This is a genomic window from Anaerococcus hydrogenalis DSM 7454 (assembly GCF_000173355.1).
In the GTDB taxonomy this organism is placed as follows: Bacteria; Bacillota; Clostridia; order Tissierellales; family Peptoniphilaceae; genus Anaerococcus; species Anaerococcus hydrogenalis.
Genome location: NZ_ABXA01000003.1, coordinates 49,681 through 67,088, shown reverse-complemented (window position 1 = coordinate 67,088; position 17,408 = coordinate 49,681). Strand labels below are relative to the sequence as shown.

The window sequence follows — 17,408 nt, the reverse complement described above, 5'->3', positions numbered from 1 at the left end:
ATTATCAAAAATAAGGGGAAATTATGAAAATAATTATAGATACTTTTGGAGCAGATGATGGTATTAAAATTCCTATAGAAGGTGCAATAGAAGCTCTAAAAACTAAAGAATTTATACCATGTTTTTCAGGTGAAAAAGAAAAATAGAAAAAATAATTGATGGTAGAATAAAATCCTATGAAATAATTGATGCTAAAGAAAAAATAGAAAACAATGAAGACCCGGTAAGGGCTATTAGAAAGAAAAAAGAATCAAGTCTTGTAAAAGGATTTAATAAATTAAACGAAGACGGTTATGATGGTCTAGTTTCATCTGGTTCTACTGGAGCAATTCTTGCTAGTGGTCTTTTTATTTCTGGAAGAATAGAAGGTATTAAAAGAGCCTGCATAGCAACAAGTCTTCCAACTTATGAAAATACAAGTCTTTTGTTAGATACAGGAGCAAACATGGATTGTAAGGCAGAATTTTTAAAGGAATTTGCAATTATGGGCCATGTATTTGCAAAAAATGTATTAAATATAGAAAATCCTTCAGTATCTTTATTAAATGTAGGAATTGAAGAACATAAGGGAAATAAATTATCTAAGGAAACTTATAAATTATTAAAGGAATCTTCCCTTAATTTCGTTGGAAATATTGAAGCAAGGGATTTATTTACAGGAAAAACTAACATAATTATAGCTGATGGCTTTGATGGAAATATAGCTATAAAAACAGCTGAAGGAGTAATAAGTCTTTTTAGTAAAGAAATAAAGGATGCGATTTATAAGTCGGTTAAAACAAAAATTGGTGGAGCATTAATAAAAGATAGCTTAAAAGAGAACCTATCAAAATATAATTCTGATGGTATTGGTGGGGCACCACTTTTGGGAGTAAAACAATATGTATATAAGGCTCATGGAAACTCAAATAAAAAAGCATTTGCCTCAGCAATTCTTGGTTTAATAGATTATATAAATACAGATACAATAGAAAAAATTAAAGGAGAATTAAAATGATAAGAGATGAATTATTAGAATTAGTAAGGGAAAATTTAGATATAGATGTGGATGAAGTAGATTTTGATAAGGCTATTTCAGATTATGATATTGATTCAATAGATATGTTAGATTTTATCATGGCTATTGAAGACAAATATGATATAGAATTTTCTGATGACGAACTAGATGAAATTGAAAAATTTTCAGATGTAGTATCCTTAATAGAAAGCAAAAATTAATGACTATAAGCAAAGAAAGAAAAGAAGAATTAGAAAAACTTGAAGAAAGTATTGGCTACAGCTTTAAAAACAAAAATTTAATTGATGTAGCCCTTACTCATTCTTCTTATATAAACGAAAGTAAAGATAAAAATAGATCTTCTAATGAAAGGCTAGAATTTTTGGGAGACAGCATTTTAGATTTGGTGGTTAGCGAGGAATTATACAAAAATCACAAGTCATATCCAGAAGGAAAACTTACAAAAATAAGGTCGAGAATTGTTTGTACATCTTCTTTTTCAAAGGCAAGCGAGAAATTTAATCTTTCTTCTTATTTGTTATTTGGAAAAGGTGAAATTAGCCACAATGGTAGGGAGAAAAAGTCTGTAAAGGCTGATACCTTTGAAGCTTTTTGTGCTGCGATTTATCTTGATGCAGGCTATGTTTTTTTGAAAAACTTTTTGATGGAAAATTATTATCAAACTGTAAAAGAACTTTTAGAAAATGACCTACTTTTTATTGATTATAAGACAAAATTGCAAGAATATTTTAATAAAACAAATAGGACAATTTTAAAATATAAACTTGCCAAAGAAGAAGGTCCTGAGCATAACAAGACATTTTATATGGATGTTTATGCTAAAAACAAAAAATTAAGCACAGGAAAAGGAAAAATAAAAAAGAAGCAGAACAAATGGCTGCGATGAAGGCTTATAAGAAGTTAAACCATGAGTAAAAAAGAATATATAATACCAATCTTTATACCATTTTTGGGTTGTCCCCATGATTGTGCTTTTTGCAATCAGGTGAAAATTACAAATTATAAAGATAGTATAAATAAAGAAAATACCATAAAGCAAATTGATCAATACTTATCCTATTTTCCGAATAATGATAATCCAAAAGAAATTGCATTTTTTGGTGGATCATTTACAGGTCTTGAAACAGATGTCATGATTTCTTATCTTGAAATTGCTTTAGCTTATAAAAAGAAGGGAATTATTGATAGAATCAGATTATCTACAAGGCCTGATTATATAAATAATTCTATTCTTGATATATTAAAAAAATACGAGGTTGATGTAATAGAGCTTGGGATTCAATCTCTTGATAATGAAATATTGAATGCTAATGAGAGAGGACATAGTAGGGAGGATTCAATTAAGGCAAGTAAATTGATAAAAGAATATGGCTTTAAATTAGGCCATCAAATTATGCCAGGTCTTTACAAGGATTCTTATGATTCAGCAATAAATACAGGACTAGAATCTATAAAAATGAATCCCGATATGGTGAGAATATATCCTACCTTAGTTATTAAAGATACAAAACTTGAAAAATTATATAAAGAAAATTTATATAAGCCTTTGACTTTAGATGAAGCTATTGATATTTCTAGTAAGCTTTATATGATTTATTCTTATAAAAATATTCCAGTTATAAGAATAGGACTTCAACCAACAGAAAATATAAATGACAAAGAAGATGTTGTGTCTGGTCCCTTTCATCCATCAATAAGACAATTAGTAGAATCAAATATACACAAAATTTATTTAGAAGAACTAATCAAAAACTTTGATTTTAAAGATAATATAATAATTCATGTAGGAAATAGGGAAATTTCTATAATTTCTGGAAATAAAAAATCAAATAAAGATTATTTTTACAAAAAATATGGTTTAATAATAAATTTTAAAAATGATAGTGAAGAATTTATTGAATGTAAAGACAAAAAAATCCCTTATGATATTGATGGATTTATAAAAAAATTTGTAGAAAAAACTTACGGTGGTGATTTATATTAGATTAGAAAGTGTAGAACTTAAAGGATTTAAGTCCTTTGCTGAAAGAACGAAAATAAAATTTAATAACCAAATAACTGCTGTAGTAGGACCGAATGGATCTGGAAAATCTAATATAGCTGATGCCATAAAATGGGTTTTGGGAGAACAATCTGTAAAATCTTTGAGAGGAAAAAAGATGGATGATGTTATATTTCAAGGCTCTGACCAAAAAAAACCTATGAATATGGCAGAAGTAAACTTGTCTTTCGATAATAAAGATAGGGCCTTATCAAGTGACTATGACTTGGTGAAAATTTCTAGAAGAATTTATAGAAATGGTGACAATGAATATAGGTTAAATGGAAAAAGAGTAAGGCTTAAAGATGTAAAAGAATTGTTTTTGGATACTGGAATTGGTAAAGAAGGATATTCTGTGATTGGTCAAGGAAGAATTGATGAAATATTGAATTCTTCTAACCAAGAAAGAAGAAATATTTTTGAAGAGGCAAGTGGAATTGCAACTCATAAATATAGAAGGGAAGAATCCTTAAAAAAATTATCAAAAGTCGATGATGACTTAGAAATAATTCAAAGGGAATGGGAATATAAAAATAAAGATAAAAATAAGCTTGAAATAGAAGCTAAAAATTTTGACAAGTATCACGAAATTGAAGATTTACTTGATAAAAAATCTTATTATTTTTATATTAGAAGGTCCAAATCTTTAGAAGAAAAAATAAAGAATTAATTGAAGATATAAAAAATATAAAAAAAAGTCCAAGAAGAGAAAACAAGAGAATTTGATAAGGTAAATGAGTCTTTACTTCCAATAGCAGATTCAATTAGAAATCTTGAAAAAAATTATGAAAAAATTTGCCAGGATATTTTAAATAAGGAAAAAAATATAGATAGGCTTACTAATAAAATTCAATTAGATGAGCAAAAATTATCTTACAATCAAAAAGATTTAGAAAGAAATAAAAAAGATTTCGAATCTTATGATGAAAAAATAAAAAAATATAAAATTTCCTTAGATAATCAAAAAAGTAAATTAGATCAAACTAAAAACCTTATTAAAAATCTAGAAATCGAAAATGAAGATTTTTTTAAAAAAGAAAAAGCAAAATTTATCTACTTTATCAAATATAAAAAATGACCTTGTAAGTTTAAAAGACTCGGAGAAAAAACTAAATAAATTAATATATGATTATGATATAGACCAAAAAACAAGGTTAATTTTAAAAGAGAGAAGAGATAAAAATAATAAAGAAATAAAAGAAAAGATAAGTGATTTTGAAAAAGAACTTACTGATATAAAAAAGATTTATCTGTTTTTGAAGAAGAAAAAAATACTTTATCAAAAAAAATTAATGATACAGATGAAAACATTAATAAAATAAAAGAAAAAATCTTAAGTGATAACAATCAAAAAGATTTATTAGAAAAAGAAATTAATCAAAATAATTTATCATGTAAGGAAGAAATTTCTAAATATAAGATTCAAAAATCAATGATTGAAAGAAATGATGGATATTTTTATTCTGTTTCAGATTTTTTGAAAAAACAAAAAATACAGAAATTGAAAAATACTATATAAATACCCTGGCAAATCTTATTACAGTAAAGTCAGGCTATGAAGAAATAATTGAAAATCTTATTGGACAGGGCCTTCAAAATATAGTAACTTGGTCAAAAAATGATACTAGAGAAATTATTAACTTTGTAAATAAGAATAAACTTGGAAGAATAACCTTCTTACCTCTTGATTCAATTAAACAAAATAAAAAAGCAAGAGTTGATGAGAAAGAAGTCATAGCTATGGCTTATGATCTAGTAAGCTATGATGATAGGCTTGAAAATATTATAAATCATTTTTTATCTAATACTGTTGTAGTAAAAAATATTGATGATGCTATTAGTCTTTCAAATAAAATAAAGGGTTATAGGATAATCTCCTTACAACTTGACCTCATAAATACATGGGGTTCTATGGCTGCAGGTGTAAATAAATCGAGAAAATCAAATATTAATATCTTAAATAGAAATAAAAAAATCAATGAAATTAAAGCTAGAATAAATAATCTTAGAAATGAAAGAAATGAATTATTGGATTCTTTTAATAATATAAAAATAGAAATCGAAAAAAATAAAGAAATATTAGTTAAAAATGAGCAAGTATCACTTGATTTAAAGGAAAAATATTCCAATAAAAATTTAGAGCTTGATAGGAAGACTTATCAAGAGGAAACTTTACTTCAAAGAATTAAGGAGTTAAAAGAATCTCTAAGAGAGTCTTCGGAAGATGAAGAATTTAAAGATATTGAGAAAATAAAATTAGATTTAGAAGATATTAGTAAAAAAATTAAAAACTTAGAAAATCAAGCTGATGAAAAAAATAACTTAATAAATGATTTATCTAACCAAATATTTAAAAATAAAAATAGTCTTGAAATATATACTAGGGACTTAAATATTTTAGAAAATAGGATTGGTGAAGATCAAAATAGCCTAATAAATTTAGAAGAAAATATTAAATTTAATCAAAAATTAAAAATAAGCTTAGATAAAACTTTGGAGAATTTAGAAAATGAAATTTCTTTGAGTAAGGAAAAAATTGAAAAATCTAAAAATAATCTAGATAAATTTGAACAAACAAAGCTTGATCTAAATAAAGAAATCAATGATAAGAAAAAGGCTAACCATGAACTATTATCCTTATCAAAAAATATAGAAAATGAATTAAATGAATATTCTATGAAAATAGTTCAGTTTAATTACAAATTGGAAGCTATTAGTAAGGATTTGAAAAATTTAGAAGATGAAATCAGACCATTTATTTCAAAACCCTTGGATAAGTTAAAAGAAAATAATTATGAGGAAAAAGAGCTTTCTGTAAAAAAAGAAGACCTATTTGATCTTCAAAAAAAACTTGGAAAGATAGGATTTTTTGATGAAAATTCAAAGGAAAATTTCAAGAAAATCAATGAAGAATTTGAGTTTTTAGACAAACAAAAAATAGACTTAGAATTAGCTAAAAAAGATATTGAAAAAATGATAAAAAAATTAGAAAATGACATGAAAGATGAATTTATCAAAAATTTCAATATAATAGATAGAAAGTTTCAAAGAATATTTAAAGAATTATTTATGGGTGGAAATGCAAAATTAAGTTTAGATTCTAATGAATTATTAGATGCTGGAATTGATATTTCTGCTTGTCCTCCAGGAAAAAGTACTAAGAATATTTCACTTTTATCTGGTGGAGAGAAATCACTTACAGCAGTAGCACTTTTATTTGCAATATTTGAAACAAATCCTGCACCATTTTCATTATTAGATGAAATTGACGCAGCTATGGATGAATCAAATATAAAAAGATATATAGACTATCTAAAATCCTTATCAAATAATACTCAATTTATAATGATAACTCACAGGCAAACAACCATGCAACTTGCAGAAAAAATACATGGAGTAACAATTGGAGATGGTGGGATATCAAAAATTTACTCAATAGATTTTGAACAAAATAATTAAAGGAGAAGATATGGCAATTAGAAATATAAGACAAGTAGGAGATCCAATTTTAAGAAAAACTTCAAAAGAAGTTAAAGAAGTTAATGATAGAATTAAAATTTTGTTAGATGATATGGCTGAGACTATGTATAAGGCTGACGGAGTGGGACTTGCAGCTCCCCAAGTAGGCCTTTTAAAAAGAGTCATAGTTGTAGATATTAGAGATGAAGATGGGCTAATAAAACTTGTAAATCCAGAAATTATTGAAAAAGATGGAGAGCAAGTTGGAGTTGAAGGATGTCTTTCAGTTCCAAACTTTAATGCAAATGTAAAAAGACCTGCCCATGTAATAGTAAAATATTTAGATGAAAATGGAGAAGAGAAAAAAATTGAAGCTGAAGGATTAAAGGCTGTTGCTCTTTGCCATGAAATTGATCACCTAAATGGAGTTTTATTTATAGATAATTATGAAGAGGAAGTTAAATTTGACTAAAAAAATAAATATATGTTTTATGGGAAGTCCAAAGTTTTCGCTAGAAACTTTGGATATTCTTAATAAAAATGAAAATATAAATGTAAGTTTAGTAGTAAGTGGAAAAGATAAAAAAAGAAATAGAAATAAATTCAAACCAACTGTAATCAAACAATATGCTTTGGATAATAATTTGGAAGTACTTACACCAGATAGTGTCAATACAGATGAATTTATCAATATTTTAAGAGAAAAAGAGATAGATTTTATTGTGGTGGTTGCCTTCGGTCAACTAATAAAAGAAAATCTATTAAAAGAATTTAAAAATAAAATTATAAACCTACATCCTTCATCCTTACCAAAATATAGGGGACCAAGTCCTGTCCAATTTACCTTATTAAATGGTGATAAAACAACTCATGCATCAGCCATGCTTATAGAAAAAGGAATGGATTCTGGAGATATTTTATATCAAAAAGAATTGGAAATACAAGATGAAGATGATTTTACATCATTGAGTGAAAAATTATCTAAAATTGGAAGCCAGGCAATTTTATATTCCTTATTAAATTACAATGATTTAATTGAAAAAAGTATAAAACAAGATGATGAAAATGCTACATTTACCAAAAAAATATCAAAAGATATGGGAAAAATCGATTTTTCTAATGATAAAGAAGATATAATCAATAAAATAAGGGCTTTTGTAGAATTTCCTAAGGCTTATTTTACTTATAAGGGAGAAAACGTAAAAATTTTAAAGGCAAGTCCTGTTCAAATAGAAAATCCAAAAATATCTTTTGTATATAAGGCAAATAAGGAAGATAAGATTATTATAGGCTGCAAAAATGGTGGGATAAAAATAGAAAAAATTCAATTTCCTGGGAAAAAAGCCATGGATACGAAGTCATTTTTATTAGGAAATGATTTTGAAGAAGGAATTTATTTAGAATAATATGGAAGATTTCAAATTAATATTAGATGGACTTTATAGGATATGCTATAAAAACGAAAAATCTACAGATATTATAAATGATATAGCAAGAGAAGTCAGCGATATATCTTATATTACCAAAAATATATATGGAGTTTTGGAAAATAAGCTGTATCTTGAATATATTATTGGAAAATTATCTAAAATAAAAATAAAAAAATTAGATAAAAAAGTTTTGCTAATTTTAGAGATTGGAATATATAATATTCATTTTTTAGATAGAAAAAATTATGCCATAGTAAATGAACTTGTAAATTTAACAAAAAAAGTTTCTTATAAATCTAAGTCTTTTGTAAATGCTGTTTTAAGGTCATATATTAGAGATGAAGAAAACCTATCAAAAATAAAGGCAAAAAATAAAGACCAATTTCAATCTATAAAATATTCTATTCCTTTATGGATTATTAAGTATTTGAATGAATCTTATGGATATGACTACACAGAAAAATTTTTAAATTCCTTAAATAAGAAAAGAAAATTGTCAATTAGGGTGAATGAAAATAAGATTTATAAAAATAAATTAAAAAATCTTCTAGAAGATAAGGGATATCAACTTGCAGAATCTAAAATTTCTTCTAGAAGTTTGATAGTTAAAAACCCAAGCTCTTTGGCAGATACAGAAGAATTTAAAAAAGGACTATTTACTATCCAATCAGAGGCATCAATTAAGGTTTGTGAAGTCTTAAGTCCTGAAAAAAATTCTCAAATACTTGACTTGTGTGCGGCTCCAGGAACTAAAACTTCTTTTTTAGCAGAGCTTTGCGAAAATTCATCTCGAATTGTAGCCAATGATATATCATTTAATAAACTTTCAAAAATAAATGAGAATATAAAAAGACTTGGCCTTAAAAATATAGAAATTACAAATTTTGATGCTAGTATAGTAAAAGATGAGTATAAAGAAAAATTTGATTATATTTTATGTGATTTACCTTGTTCAGGTCTTGGTGTTATGGATAGAAAACCAGAGATAAGATATAATAGGACTATGGAAGATGTTATAAATCTTTCAAAACTTCAAAAAAATATTTTAGACAGAGCTTTTTTATACCTTAAGAAGGGTGGCATTATGGTGTTTTCAACTTGTACTATTGGAAATATTGAAAATAAAGATAATTTTACCTATTTAAGCAAGAAAAAAAGTCTTAAGAATATAAAAATTAATGGTGAGGAGTATTTGGAATATAATACTTTTGAAGATGAAACCGATGGATTTTTCCTTACAAAATTTGAAAAGATATGATTATGAAACAAACTATAAATGATAAGACAATAGAAGAGTTAGAAAAAATATTTTTGGACTTAGGATTTAAAAAGTTTAGGGCAAAACAAGTTTTCAGGCAAATTCATGTAAATAAAATAAATGATTTTTCTAAAATGACAGATTTATCAAAAAAGATGCGTGAAGATTTAGATAAGTATTTCTATTTTCCAAAAATAAAGGTAGTAAAAGAATTTAAATCCAATCTTGATAAAACTAAAAAATATTTATTTGAACTTGATGATAAAAATATAATAGAAGCTGTTTTTATGGAATATAATAATAGAAATACTATTTGTATTTCATCACAAGTAGGTTGTAGGATGGGGTGCAAATTTTGTGCATCTACAAAAAATGGCCTTGAAAGATCTCTTTCAGCATCTGAGATAATTGAAGAAATTTATCTTTTGGAAAGAGAAAATTCTGATATAAGCAATATTGTAGTTATGGGAATAGGAGAACCTTTAGATAATTTTTCAAATATTGAAAAATTTATTAAAATTATAACAGATCAAAAGGGGAGAAATTTATCCCATCGTTCTATAACTGTATCTACTGTTGGTCTAGTTGATAAAATATATGATTTAGCAAATTTAGGTTATGATATTAATCTGGCAGTTTCCCTACACTATGCTTTTGATGAAAAAAGAATGGCTTATATGCCAAGTGGAAATAAATATAAAATAAAAGATATTATAAAAGCTTGTGACTATTATCTTGAAAAAACCAAAAGAAGAGTCTCATATGAATATGTTGTAATTGATGGGGTAAATAATTTAAGAGAAGACATTGATCAGTTAGAAAAACTTTTTAAGGGAAAAAATATTCATATAAATTTGATCCCCTTAAATCCAATAGAAGAGTTTAAATATTCAAAGACTAAAAATAATGTAATGGATCAATTTCAACAAAAACTTACAAAAAAAGGCCTAAATGCTACTATTAGAAGATCGATGGGTTCTGATATTGATGCATCATGTGGTCAGTTGAGAAATAACTATGCGAGGTAAAAATGAAATTTAGTACTATTTCAAATATCGGCAAGGTAAGAAGCGAAAACCAGGATTATTATGGTAATTTAGAATTAGATAAGTATTGCTTTTTTATAGTTGCTGATGGTATGGGTGGATACAATGGTGGTGAGATTGCTTCAAAACTTGCTGCTAAATATTACATAGATTTTATTAAAGATGCAAATATTGAGGATTTTCCATCAATTATCGATTTACAAGAAGAAGCCTTAAGGGATGCAAATAATAAAATTTATTCACTATCAAAATCTTATGAGCAATATTCAAATATGGGTACAACAGCTGTTTGTGTTTGTATAGATTATGAAAAAAAATCTTACCACATAAGTCATATTGGTGATTCAAGGGCTTATATTTATTCTGATAATAAGTTACAAAGAATAACCAGAGATCATTCCTTGGTTAATGATTTAATTGATTCAGGATCAATAACAGAGGATGAAGCCCAAAATTTTGCTAACAAATCTACTATAACAAGAGCGGTTGGAGTAGCTAGTAAAATTAAACCAGAGTCAAGGTCACTTGATATGAAAGATAGTGATATATTACTAATGGTGACAGATGGGTTGACAAATGAAGTCAGTGATGTAGAAATTGAGTCAATCATTGCTAATAATTCAACAGCAGATAAAATATCATCTAGCCTAGTTGATTTAGCTATAAGAAATGGTGGACATGATAATATCACTGTAACTACAATTTTGATTTGAGGTAAATATGGACAATATTATTTTAGGTAATAGATATCAATTGCAAGATCTAATTGGTGTAGGAGGGATGGCCAAAGTTTATAAGGCGACGGACAGACTCTTACAAAGAGATGTAGCAATTAAAATTTTAAAGGACCAATATGCAGAAGATGATGAATTTGTAAAAAAGTTTTCAAATGAAGCCTTATCTGCTGCAAGACTTACACATGTAAATATAGTAAGTGTTTATGATATTGGTGAGGATATGATAGAAGGCAAAAAAAATCCACTATATAGTTATGGAATATGTGGATGGAGAAACCTTAAAAGACCTTATTGATAGGGAAAAAATTATATCGAATCATGATATAGTTGATTATTCAATACAAATTGCTCAAGCTTTAAACCAAGCGCATTCATCAAATATTATCCATAGAGATATTAAACCACAAAATATTTTGATGGATAAGTATGGTTTATTAAAAGTAACGGATTTTGGAATAGCAAGAGTCTCAACAAATGCAACTATAACTTATACTTCATCGATTTTAGGAACTGTTCATTATATTTCACCAGAGCAGGCCAAGGGTAAATTTGTTGACGAAAAATCAGATTTATATTCTCTTGGAGTTGTAATGTATGAAATGGCTACAGGCAAAGTTCCATTTGATGCTGATAACTCTGTTGGAATTGCTGTGATGCATATTCAAGATGAACCAGAAAGTCCAATAAAATTAAATGAGAATTTATCACCAAGATTAAACGATATAATAATGAAGCTTCTTGAAAAAGATCCTCAAAAAAAGATTTAAAAATGCAAATGAATTGATAAGAGCTTTGGAAGATAACTCTTATGATATAGGAGTCATAAAAAAAGAAGATACTGCAAAGATAGAAAAGCCAAAAGAAATTACAGAAACAACTTTTATTCCTGTCGTTGAAAATAAAAAGAAAAAAGATAAAGAAGAAGGAAAAAAAGAAGAAATAGAAAATGAAGCTGTTTATGTAACACCTACAGATAAGGATGAAAAAAATCCTAAGAAAAAAAGAAAAAAAGAAAATTGTGGCCTTTTATTTTACTTTTAATAGCTGTTCTTGCTGGAGGATTTTACTATGTAAAATCAAGTAACTCAAATATGGTTCAAGTTCCAACAGTTTTAAATTTAAGTGAAGAAGAGGCAGTAAAGATTCTAGAAGAAAAAAATCTTAAAGCTAATATTTCTCGTTATGCTCAAAGCAATAACTATGAGGCTGGAAAAGTAATGGAACAAGATCCAACACCAAAGACTAAAGTTAGGAAAAATTCAACAGTAAACTTAGTTGTAAGTCAAGGAAGAGAAGTAAAAGTTCCAGATCTTTCAGGTCTAACTTTAGAACAAGCTGAGGAAAAATTAAAAGAATTGGATTTAGAACTTGGAAAAACCAGTACAGATTTTAGTGAAAGCGTAAAAAAAGATAAAATTATAGACCAAGATCCTAGAAAAAATGAGAAGGTCCAAGCTGGAAGTGAAATAGATGTTACAGTAAGTTTGGGTAAAGAAGAAGATGATGTGAAAAATGTAAAAGTTCCAAATTTCATAGGAAATTACGAAGAAGATGCAATAAGTCTAGCAAATGAAAATGGTCTTACTGTAGGTAACATAACATATAAATACTCTGATAAATATGAAAAAGGAGTTGTAATTAGCCAATCAATAGCAGCTAAAACTCAAGTAGCAGAACACTCTAGTATAGATTTTGTTGTATCAAGAGGAAAAAATCCTAATGATTCTAGTGATGAGGATACAGATGATGGAAATAAATCACAACAAGTGAATGTTAAATTTACTATTTCAGTTCCTACTGATAAGGACTCATTTAATGTAAAAGTTTATAAGCTTGGAGATAATAATAAAAATTCAGATCTCTTATACAATCAAAACCATACAAAAGATGAACTCGACTCTAATGGAAATTTAAATTTAGATTTTAAATCTGTAGTAGGAACAAAGGTAAATATACTTATAGATGATAAGTCACAGGGAGTATATGAAGTAAATAGATGATTGGTAAAATTATAAAATCTCAAAAAGAAATATATTATGTGTTAAGTGATGAAAAAAGCTATATGTGTAAGGCTAGGGGCGTTTTTAGAAATAAAAATATAAAGCCCCTGGTTGGTGATAATGTTGAATTTGATGTTACTGAATATTCTAAAGGTTATATTACGAAAATTTTAGATAGAAAAAATCAAATTAAAAGACCTAATATTGCAAATATTGACCAAATTTTATATTTTATAACTATAAAAAATCCTAGTTTAAATCTTTTTAATATCGATAAGTACATATCTATGTGTGAATATATAAATGTAGATGTTATAATTATTGTTTCGAAAAAAGATTTGGCTGATAAAAAAGATTTAGATTTTATAAAAATGTATGAAAAAATTGGTTATAAATTAATTTTTATAGACAATTATAAGGATTTTCCTGAATCTGAGATTTTAGAAATATTAAGAGGAAAAACTTCAGCTGTTTCTGGATCTTCCGGTGTTGGCAAGTCTACATTTTTATCTAACTTAGTTGAAAAAGATATTGAAATTGGCTCAATTTCGGAAAAATCAAAAAGAGGTAAAAATACAACAAGACATGTTGAGATATTTAATCTAGAAAAAAATACAAACATTTTTGATACACCTGGATTTGATAGTTTTGATATAGACTTTATCGATGATGAAAAAGATTTGAAATATTGTTTTAGAGAATTTGATAACAATTCTTGCAAGTTTAAGGATTGTAACCATATTAATGAACCTAAATGTAAGGTTAAAGATGACTTATCTAAAAACATAATTGAAAAAACAAGATATGAGAATTATTTAACTTTATTTGAAGAAATTAAAAAAAGGAGACAAACATGGTAGAAATATCCCCATCAGTTTTATCGGCAAATTTTGCTAATTTGCAAAATGATTTAGACCAATTGAAAAAGACAAAGGTAAAATATTTACACCTTGATATTATGGATGGAAAATTCGTTCCAAATATTTCTTTCGGTTTTCCAATTATCAAGGCGATTCGTGAAGATAATGATTTTATTTTTGATACCCACCTTATGATTGATGAACCAATTAGATATATTGATCAGTTTAAAAAAAGTGGAGCTGACCTTATAACTGTTCACTATGAAGCATGTTCAAATTTGGATGAAACTATTGAAAAAATCAAAGATTCTGGTCTAAAAGTTGGATTAAGTTTTAAACCAAAAACCGACATAGAAAAAATTATTCCTTACCTTGAAAAAATTGACTTATGTTTGGTAATGAGTGTAGAACCAGGTTTTGGTGGACAAAGTTTTATTAAAAATTCTATTGGAAAAATTCAAAAATTAAGGTCTTATATAGATGATAATAATCTATCATGCTTAATTGAAGTTGATGGTGGAATTAAAGATCATAATTTGAAAAAAGTTATAGATGCAGGAGTAGATGTCGTTGTTAGTGGATCTGACATTTTCTCCCACAAGGAAAATTCTATAATAGAGCAAGTAAATAAATATTATGAGATAATAAATGAATAAAAGAAATTAAAAAAAAGAAAGTAGTTCAAGGCTACTTTCTTTTTTTAATGAAAAAATAGTGCTTTTAGCACTATAAAATTTCTATTAAGCTTTTTCTACTTTACCGCTTTTTATACATTTTGTACAAACGTTGATTGTTTTTACGCTTCCATTAATTTTAGCTCTTAATTTATGAACGTTTGGTTTAAAGTTTCTATTTAGTCTTCTGTGTGAGAAAGTTACTTTGTTTCCAAATTTTGTACCTTTTCCACAGATATCACATTCTCTTGCCATACTTTACACCTCCAAGTCTTAATTTTATCTTAGTTATTATACCAAATTTATTAAAAATTTACAAATATAATCGCTACTTGCTATTATATAGAAAAACGGACAAAAAATCAAATAAGAGTATAATAAGATTAGATTTTAGTAAGTTAGAAGGAGTGTTTATGGATTATAAATCATTGTATGAAGGAAAAGATTTTGGAATTATTAAATTTAATGAAAAACTAAAAAATTATACAAATTTTGGCATTGGGGGATGTGCCGATGTTTTGGTTGAGGTTGAAGATGAATATCAACTTGTAGATTTGATTAAATTTAGTAAGGCAAATAATATAAAAACTACAATTATTGGAAATGGTACAAATATTTTGGTCACCGATAAGGGGATTAGGGGCTGTGTTATAATAATTTCTAAAAATTATAATAGGATTTCAGTAGATGGAAATCTTTTAAAGGTTAGTGCTGGTGCTCTCTTATCTGAAGCTAGCAAGTTTTCTTTCAAAAATTCTTTGACAGGTATGGAAGAAGTATCAGGAATCCCAGGAACTGTAGGCGGAGCTGTTGCAATGAATGCGGGTGCCTATGGTGTTGAGATGAAAGATATTATAAAAAGTGTTAAATTAATTTCAAGAGATGGTCAAATAATTGAACTTTCTAACCAAGATATGGATTTTTCTTATAGACATTCAAAAGTCTTTGATGATGACTTAATTGTTTCTGAAGCTATTTTTGAACTTAAAGAGGGAAATCAAGAAGAAATTAATGAAAAATATAATGATTTTACAAATAGAAGGGTTACAAAACAACCTTTAGAAAAAAAATCAGCTGGATCAACTTTTAAAAGACCAGTGGGCTCCTACGCATCAAAGTTAATTGATGAATGCGGGCTTAGGGGATATAAAAAAGGAGATTGCCAAGTAAGTGAAAAGCATTGTGGATTTTTGATAAATAATGGGGATGCAACTTACAATGAAATGATTGATTTTATTGAAGAAGTTGCAAGCATCGTATTTGAAAAAACAGGTTTTAAACTTGAAAGAGAAGTTAAGGTTATAGGTGAGAAATAATGAAGGTAAAAATTATAACAGGTCTTAGTGGTTCTGGAAAGACTACTGCCCTTAGAATTTTTGAAGATCTTGATTATTATGCCATGGATAATGTCCCATCAAGCCTGATTGAATCTTTTATTAAATTAAATATGTCCCAGGATAATCCTATTGATAAACTTGCTTGTGTAGTTGATTTTAGGTCTATGGAAGTAGATAAAAACTTAGTTAAAAATCTTGAAAATCTTAAAAAAATAAATGAGGATACCAAAATAATTTATCTTACAAGCCAAGATGAAATAATAATGAAAAGATATAATGAGCTTAGGCGTCCTCACCCCTTAGGATCTTTTGGTGATGTAGAAGATGGGCTTAAAAAAGAGAAAAAAGAATTAAAGAGTGTCGAAAAGTTAGCTGATTTAATAATTGACACTAGTAACTATAATAATAAAGACCTTAGAAAGGTAATTTTAGATGTTTCTGAAAAAAAGGAAAATTTCATCATAAATTTATTTTCTTTTGGTTACAAAAACGGTCTAAGCCTGGATGTTGATGTTGTATTTGATTTGAGATTTTTGCCAAATCCTTTTTATATAAAGGAATTAAAACACCTAAATGGTAGTGATAAAAAGTTACAGGAATATCTTGATAAATTTGAAATTGCAAATGATTTTAAAAATATAGTTTATGAAAATTTGACCAAATTAATTCCTTATTTTATAAAAGAAGGCAAAAATTCTATATCTATAGGATTTGGTTGTACTGGTGGCCAGCATAGGTCAGTTTATATGTGCGAAAAAATATATGAGCTTTTGAAAGATAGCGATTATATTGTAGTAAAAAAACATAGGGATAGGGAAAAATGGAAAAAATAAAGTATTTAAAAATCTTACCCTTTGAGAATATTAAAAATGCCAGGAGTTTGGGAGGATACCCAACTCATGATGGAGAGATTACTTCCTGGGATTCTTTTATAAGAAGTGCAAATCTAGATAGTCTTACAGAAAATGATATGGCTTTACTAAAAGATTTAAATGTATCTACAATAATCGATTTAAGAAGAGAGGAAGAGACAAAAAATAAGGGTGAGAAAATTGAAATTATAAAAAACAATTTTTCCTATAAGCAAATTTCCCTTATGCCTTGGCCAATGAAACAAGAAGATATACAAAATATTATTGAAAGAAAAATTTCTATTGGAAATTCTTACTCTTACTTGATAGACAATTTCTCGGCTGTCAAAGAAATTCTTGAAATAATGGCAGATGCTGATGGACGTGTCTTGTATCACTGCCAAGAAGGAAAGGATAGGACTGGAATAATTTCTATGATTCTTCTTTTATTAGCAAAATCATCAAGAGAAATTATTATGGCTGATTATGAAGTCTCATCAGCAAATTTAGGTTATATAGATAGGTTTGAAGCTGATGAGGCAGAATCGATTTTTAGAATTACAAGTCCATATAATATGAAAGAAGCCATGGACTATGTTGAAAATAAATATAAAAATATAGAAACCTACCTAGAAAAAGTTGGAATTGATAAAAAAACATTTAAGAAATTAAAAGAAAAAATGATTGAATAGAGAGT

At 27.0% G+C, this 17,408-nt stretch carries 23 protein-coding genes; 22 read left to right on the top strand and 1 reads right to left on the bottom strand.

The features are described from left to right. The first annotated feature begins 23 nt into the window (after positions 1-23). The 19 genes from ANHYDRO_RS11035 (at position 24) to rpe (ending at position 14,505) form a co-directional block, all read left to right on the top strand. Positions 24-146 (top strand): hypothetical protein, encoded by a 123-nt coding sequence (locus ANHYDRO_RS11035; RefSeq protein ID WP_004812470.1) that lies wholly within the window; start codon positions 24-26, stop codon positions 144-146. Further along, entirely contained in the window at positions 143-997 is an 855-nt protein-coding gene (plsX, locus tag ANHYDRO_RS00860) for a phosphate acyltransferase PlsX (RefSeq protein ID WP_316244751.1), read from the top strand. The genes ANHYDRO_RS11035 and plsX overlap by 4 nt, the downstream gene beginning before the upstream one ends. Continuing rightward, positions 994-1,218 (top strand): acyl carrier protein, encoded by a 225-nt coding sequence (locus ANHYDRO_RS00855; RefSeq protein ID WP_004812467.1) that lies wholly within the window; start codon positions 994-996, stop codon positions 1,216-1,218. Before plsX ends, ANHYDRO_RS00855 begins: the two co-directional genes overlap by 4 nt. Further along, entirely contained in the window at positions 1,218-1,904 is a 687-nt protein-coding gene (rnc, locus tag ANHYDRO_RS00850) for a ribonuclease III (protein WP_004812465.1), read from the top strand. The genes ANHYDRO_RS00855 and rnc overlap by 1 nt, the downstream gene beginning before the upstream one ends. A 21-nt stretch (positions 1,905-1,925) precedes the next feature. After that, positions 1,926-3,002: an elongator complex protein 3 gene (locus tag ANHYDRO_RS00845; RefSeq protein WP_004812463.1), complete on the top strand. Its 1,077-nt coding sequence runs from the start codon at positions 1,926-1,928 to the stop codon at positions 3,000-3,002. Next, positions 2,989-3,729 (top strand): AAA family ATPase, encoded by a 741-nt coding sequence (locus ANHYDRO_RS10200; RefSeq protein WP_004812459.1) that lies wholly within the window; start codon positions 2,989-2,991, stop codon positions 3,727-3,729. The genes ANHYDRO_RS00845 and ANHYDRO_RS10200 overlap by 14 nt, the downstream gene beginning before the upstream one ends. A 346-nt stretch (positions 3,730-4,075) precedes the next feature. Next, a complete protein-coding gene (locus ANHYDRO_RS10195) occupies positions 4,076-4,381 on the top strand; it encodes a hypothetical protein (protein ID WP_004812457.1) in 306 nt (101 codons plus the stop codon). Between the two features lie 130 nt (positions 4,382-4,511). After that, on the top strand, positions 4,512-6,518 hold the full coding sequence (locus ANHYDRO_RS00835) for a coiled-coil domain-containing protein (protein WP_148315717.1): 2,007 nt from the start codon (positions 4,512-4,514) through the stop codon (positions 6,516-6,518). Positions 6,519-6,528: 10 nt separating this feature from the next. Continuing rightward, the gene (def, locus tag ANHYDRO_RS00830; RefSeq protein ID WP_004818110.1) at positions 6,529-6,990 is read left to right on the top strand and encodes a peptide deformylase; all 462 of its coding nucleotides are present in this window, start codon (positions 6,529-6,531) and stop codon (positions 6,988-6,990) included. Then, positions 6,965-7,924, top strand: coding sequence for a methionyl-tRNA formyltransferase (fmt, locus tag ANHYDRO_RS00825; RefSeq protein ID WP_004812451.1), 960 nt, complete (start codon positions 6,965-6,967; stop codon positions 7,922-7,924). Before def ends, fmt begins: the two co-directional genes overlap by 26 nt. 1 nt (position 7,925) lies before the next feature. Next, complete coding sequence (gene rsmB, locus ANHYDRO_RS00820; RefSeq protein ID WP_004812449.1) at positions 7,926-9,206, top strand: 16S rRNA (cytosine(967)-C(5))-methyltransferase RsmB; 1,281 nt, start codon at positions 7,926-7,928, stop codon at positions 9,204-9,206. Continuing rightward, the gene (rlmN, locus tag ANHYDRO_RS00815) at positions 9,203-10,234 is read left to right on the top strand and encodes a dual-specificity RNA methyltransferase RlmN (RefSeq protein ID WP_004812447.1); all 1,032 of its coding nucleotides are present in this window, start codon (positions 9,203-9,205) and stop codon (positions 10,232-10,234) included. The genes rsmB and rlmN overlap by 4 nt, the downstream gene beginning before the upstream one ends. A 2-nt stretch (positions 10,235-10,236) precedes the next feature. Then, positions 10,237-10,965, top strand: a complete 729-nt coding sequence (locus tag ANHYDRO_RS00810; protein ID WP_004812445.1) for a Stp1/IreP family PP2C-type Ser/Thr phosphatase — start codon at positions 10,237-10,239, stop codon at positions 10,963-10,965. Between the two features lie 7 nt (positions 10,966-10,972). After that, a complete protein-coding gene (locus tag ANHYDRO_RS11030; protein WP_004812443.1) occupies positions 10,973-11,284 on the top strand; it encodes a protein kinase domain-containing protein in 312 nt (103 codons plus the stop codon). Then, on the top strand, positions 11,244-11,756 hold the full coding sequence (locus ANHYDRO_RS09505; protein ID WP_004812441.1) for a protein kinase domain-containing protein: 513 nt from the start codon (positions 11,244-11,246) through the stop codon (positions 11,754-11,756). Before ANHYDRO_RS11030 ends, ANHYDRO_RS09505 begins: the two co-directional genes overlap by 41 nt. 13 nt (positions 11,757-11,769) lie before the next feature. Then, complete coding sequence (locus ANHYDRO_RS10190; protein ID WP_244261603.1) at positions 11,770-12,030, top strand: hypothetical protein; 261 nt, start codon at positions 11,770-11,772, stop codon at positions 12,028-12,030. Next, positions 12,006-12,989 (top strand): PASTA domain-containing protein, encoded by a 984-nt coding sequence (locus ANHYDRO_RS00800; RefSeq protein ID WP_004812437.1) that lies wholly within the window; start codon positions 12,006-12,008, stop codon positions 12,987-12,989. The genes ANHYDRO_RS10190 and ANHYDRO_RS00800 overlap by 25 nt, the downstream gene beginning before the upstream one ends. Beyond that, on the top strand, positions 12,986-13,849 hold the full coding sequence (rsgA, locus tag ANHYDRO_RS00795) for a ribosome small subunit-dependent GTPase A (protein ID WP_004812435.1): 864 nt from the start codon (positions 12,986-12,988) through the stop codon (positions 13,847-13,849). Before ANHYDRO_RS00800 ends, rsgA begins: the two co-directional genes overlap by 4 nt. Then, entirely contained in the window at positions 13,843-14,505 is a 663-nt protein-coding gene (gene rpe / locus ANHYDRO_RS00790) for a ribulose-phosphate 3-epimerase (protein WP_004812432.1), read from the top strand. Before rsgA ends, rpe begins: the two co-directional genes overlap by 7 nt. Positions 14,506-14,589: 84 nt before the next feature. Here the strand turns inward: rpe and rpmB are convergent, their stop codons facing one another. Then, on the bottom strand, positions 14,590-14,778 hold the full coding sequence (gene rpmB / locus ANHYDRO_RS00785; protein WP_004812430.1) for a 50S ribosomal protein L28: 189 nt from the start codon (positions 14,776-14,778) through the stop codon (positions 14,590-14,592). Positions 14,779-14,936: 158 nt separating this feature from the next. Here rpmB and murB point away from each other — a divergent pair, with 158 nt between their 5' ends. The 3 genes from murB to ANHYDRO_RS00770 are packed head-to-tail and all read left to right on the top strand — an operon-like array spanning position 14,937 to position 17,403. Further along, positions 14,937-15,839 (top strand): UDP-N-acetylmuramate dehydrogenase, encoded by a 903-nt coding sequence (murB, locus tag ANHYDRO_RS00780; RefSeq protein WP_039913650.1) that lies wholly within the window; start codon positions 14,937-14,939, stop codon positions 15,837-15,839. Continuing rightward, the gene (gene rapZ / locus ANHYDRO_RS00775) at positions 15,839-16,693 is read left to right on the top strand and encodes an RNase adapter RapZ (RefSeq protein WP_004812424.1); all 855 of its coding nucleotides are present in this window, start codon (positions 15,839-15,841) and stop codon (positions 16,691-16,693) included. The genes murB and rapZ overlap by 1 nt, the downstream gene beginning before the upstream one ends. Further along, the gene (locus ANHYDRO_RS00770; RefSeq protein ID WP_004812421.1) at positions 16,681-17,403 is read left to right on the top strand and encodes a tyrosine-protein phosphatase; all 723 of its coding nucleotides are present in this window, start codon (positions 16,681-16,683) and stop codon (positions 17,401-17,403) included. Before rapZ ends, ANHYDRO_RS00770 begins: the two co-directional genes overlap by 13 nt. Positions 17,404-17,408: the final 5 nt, after the last annotated feature.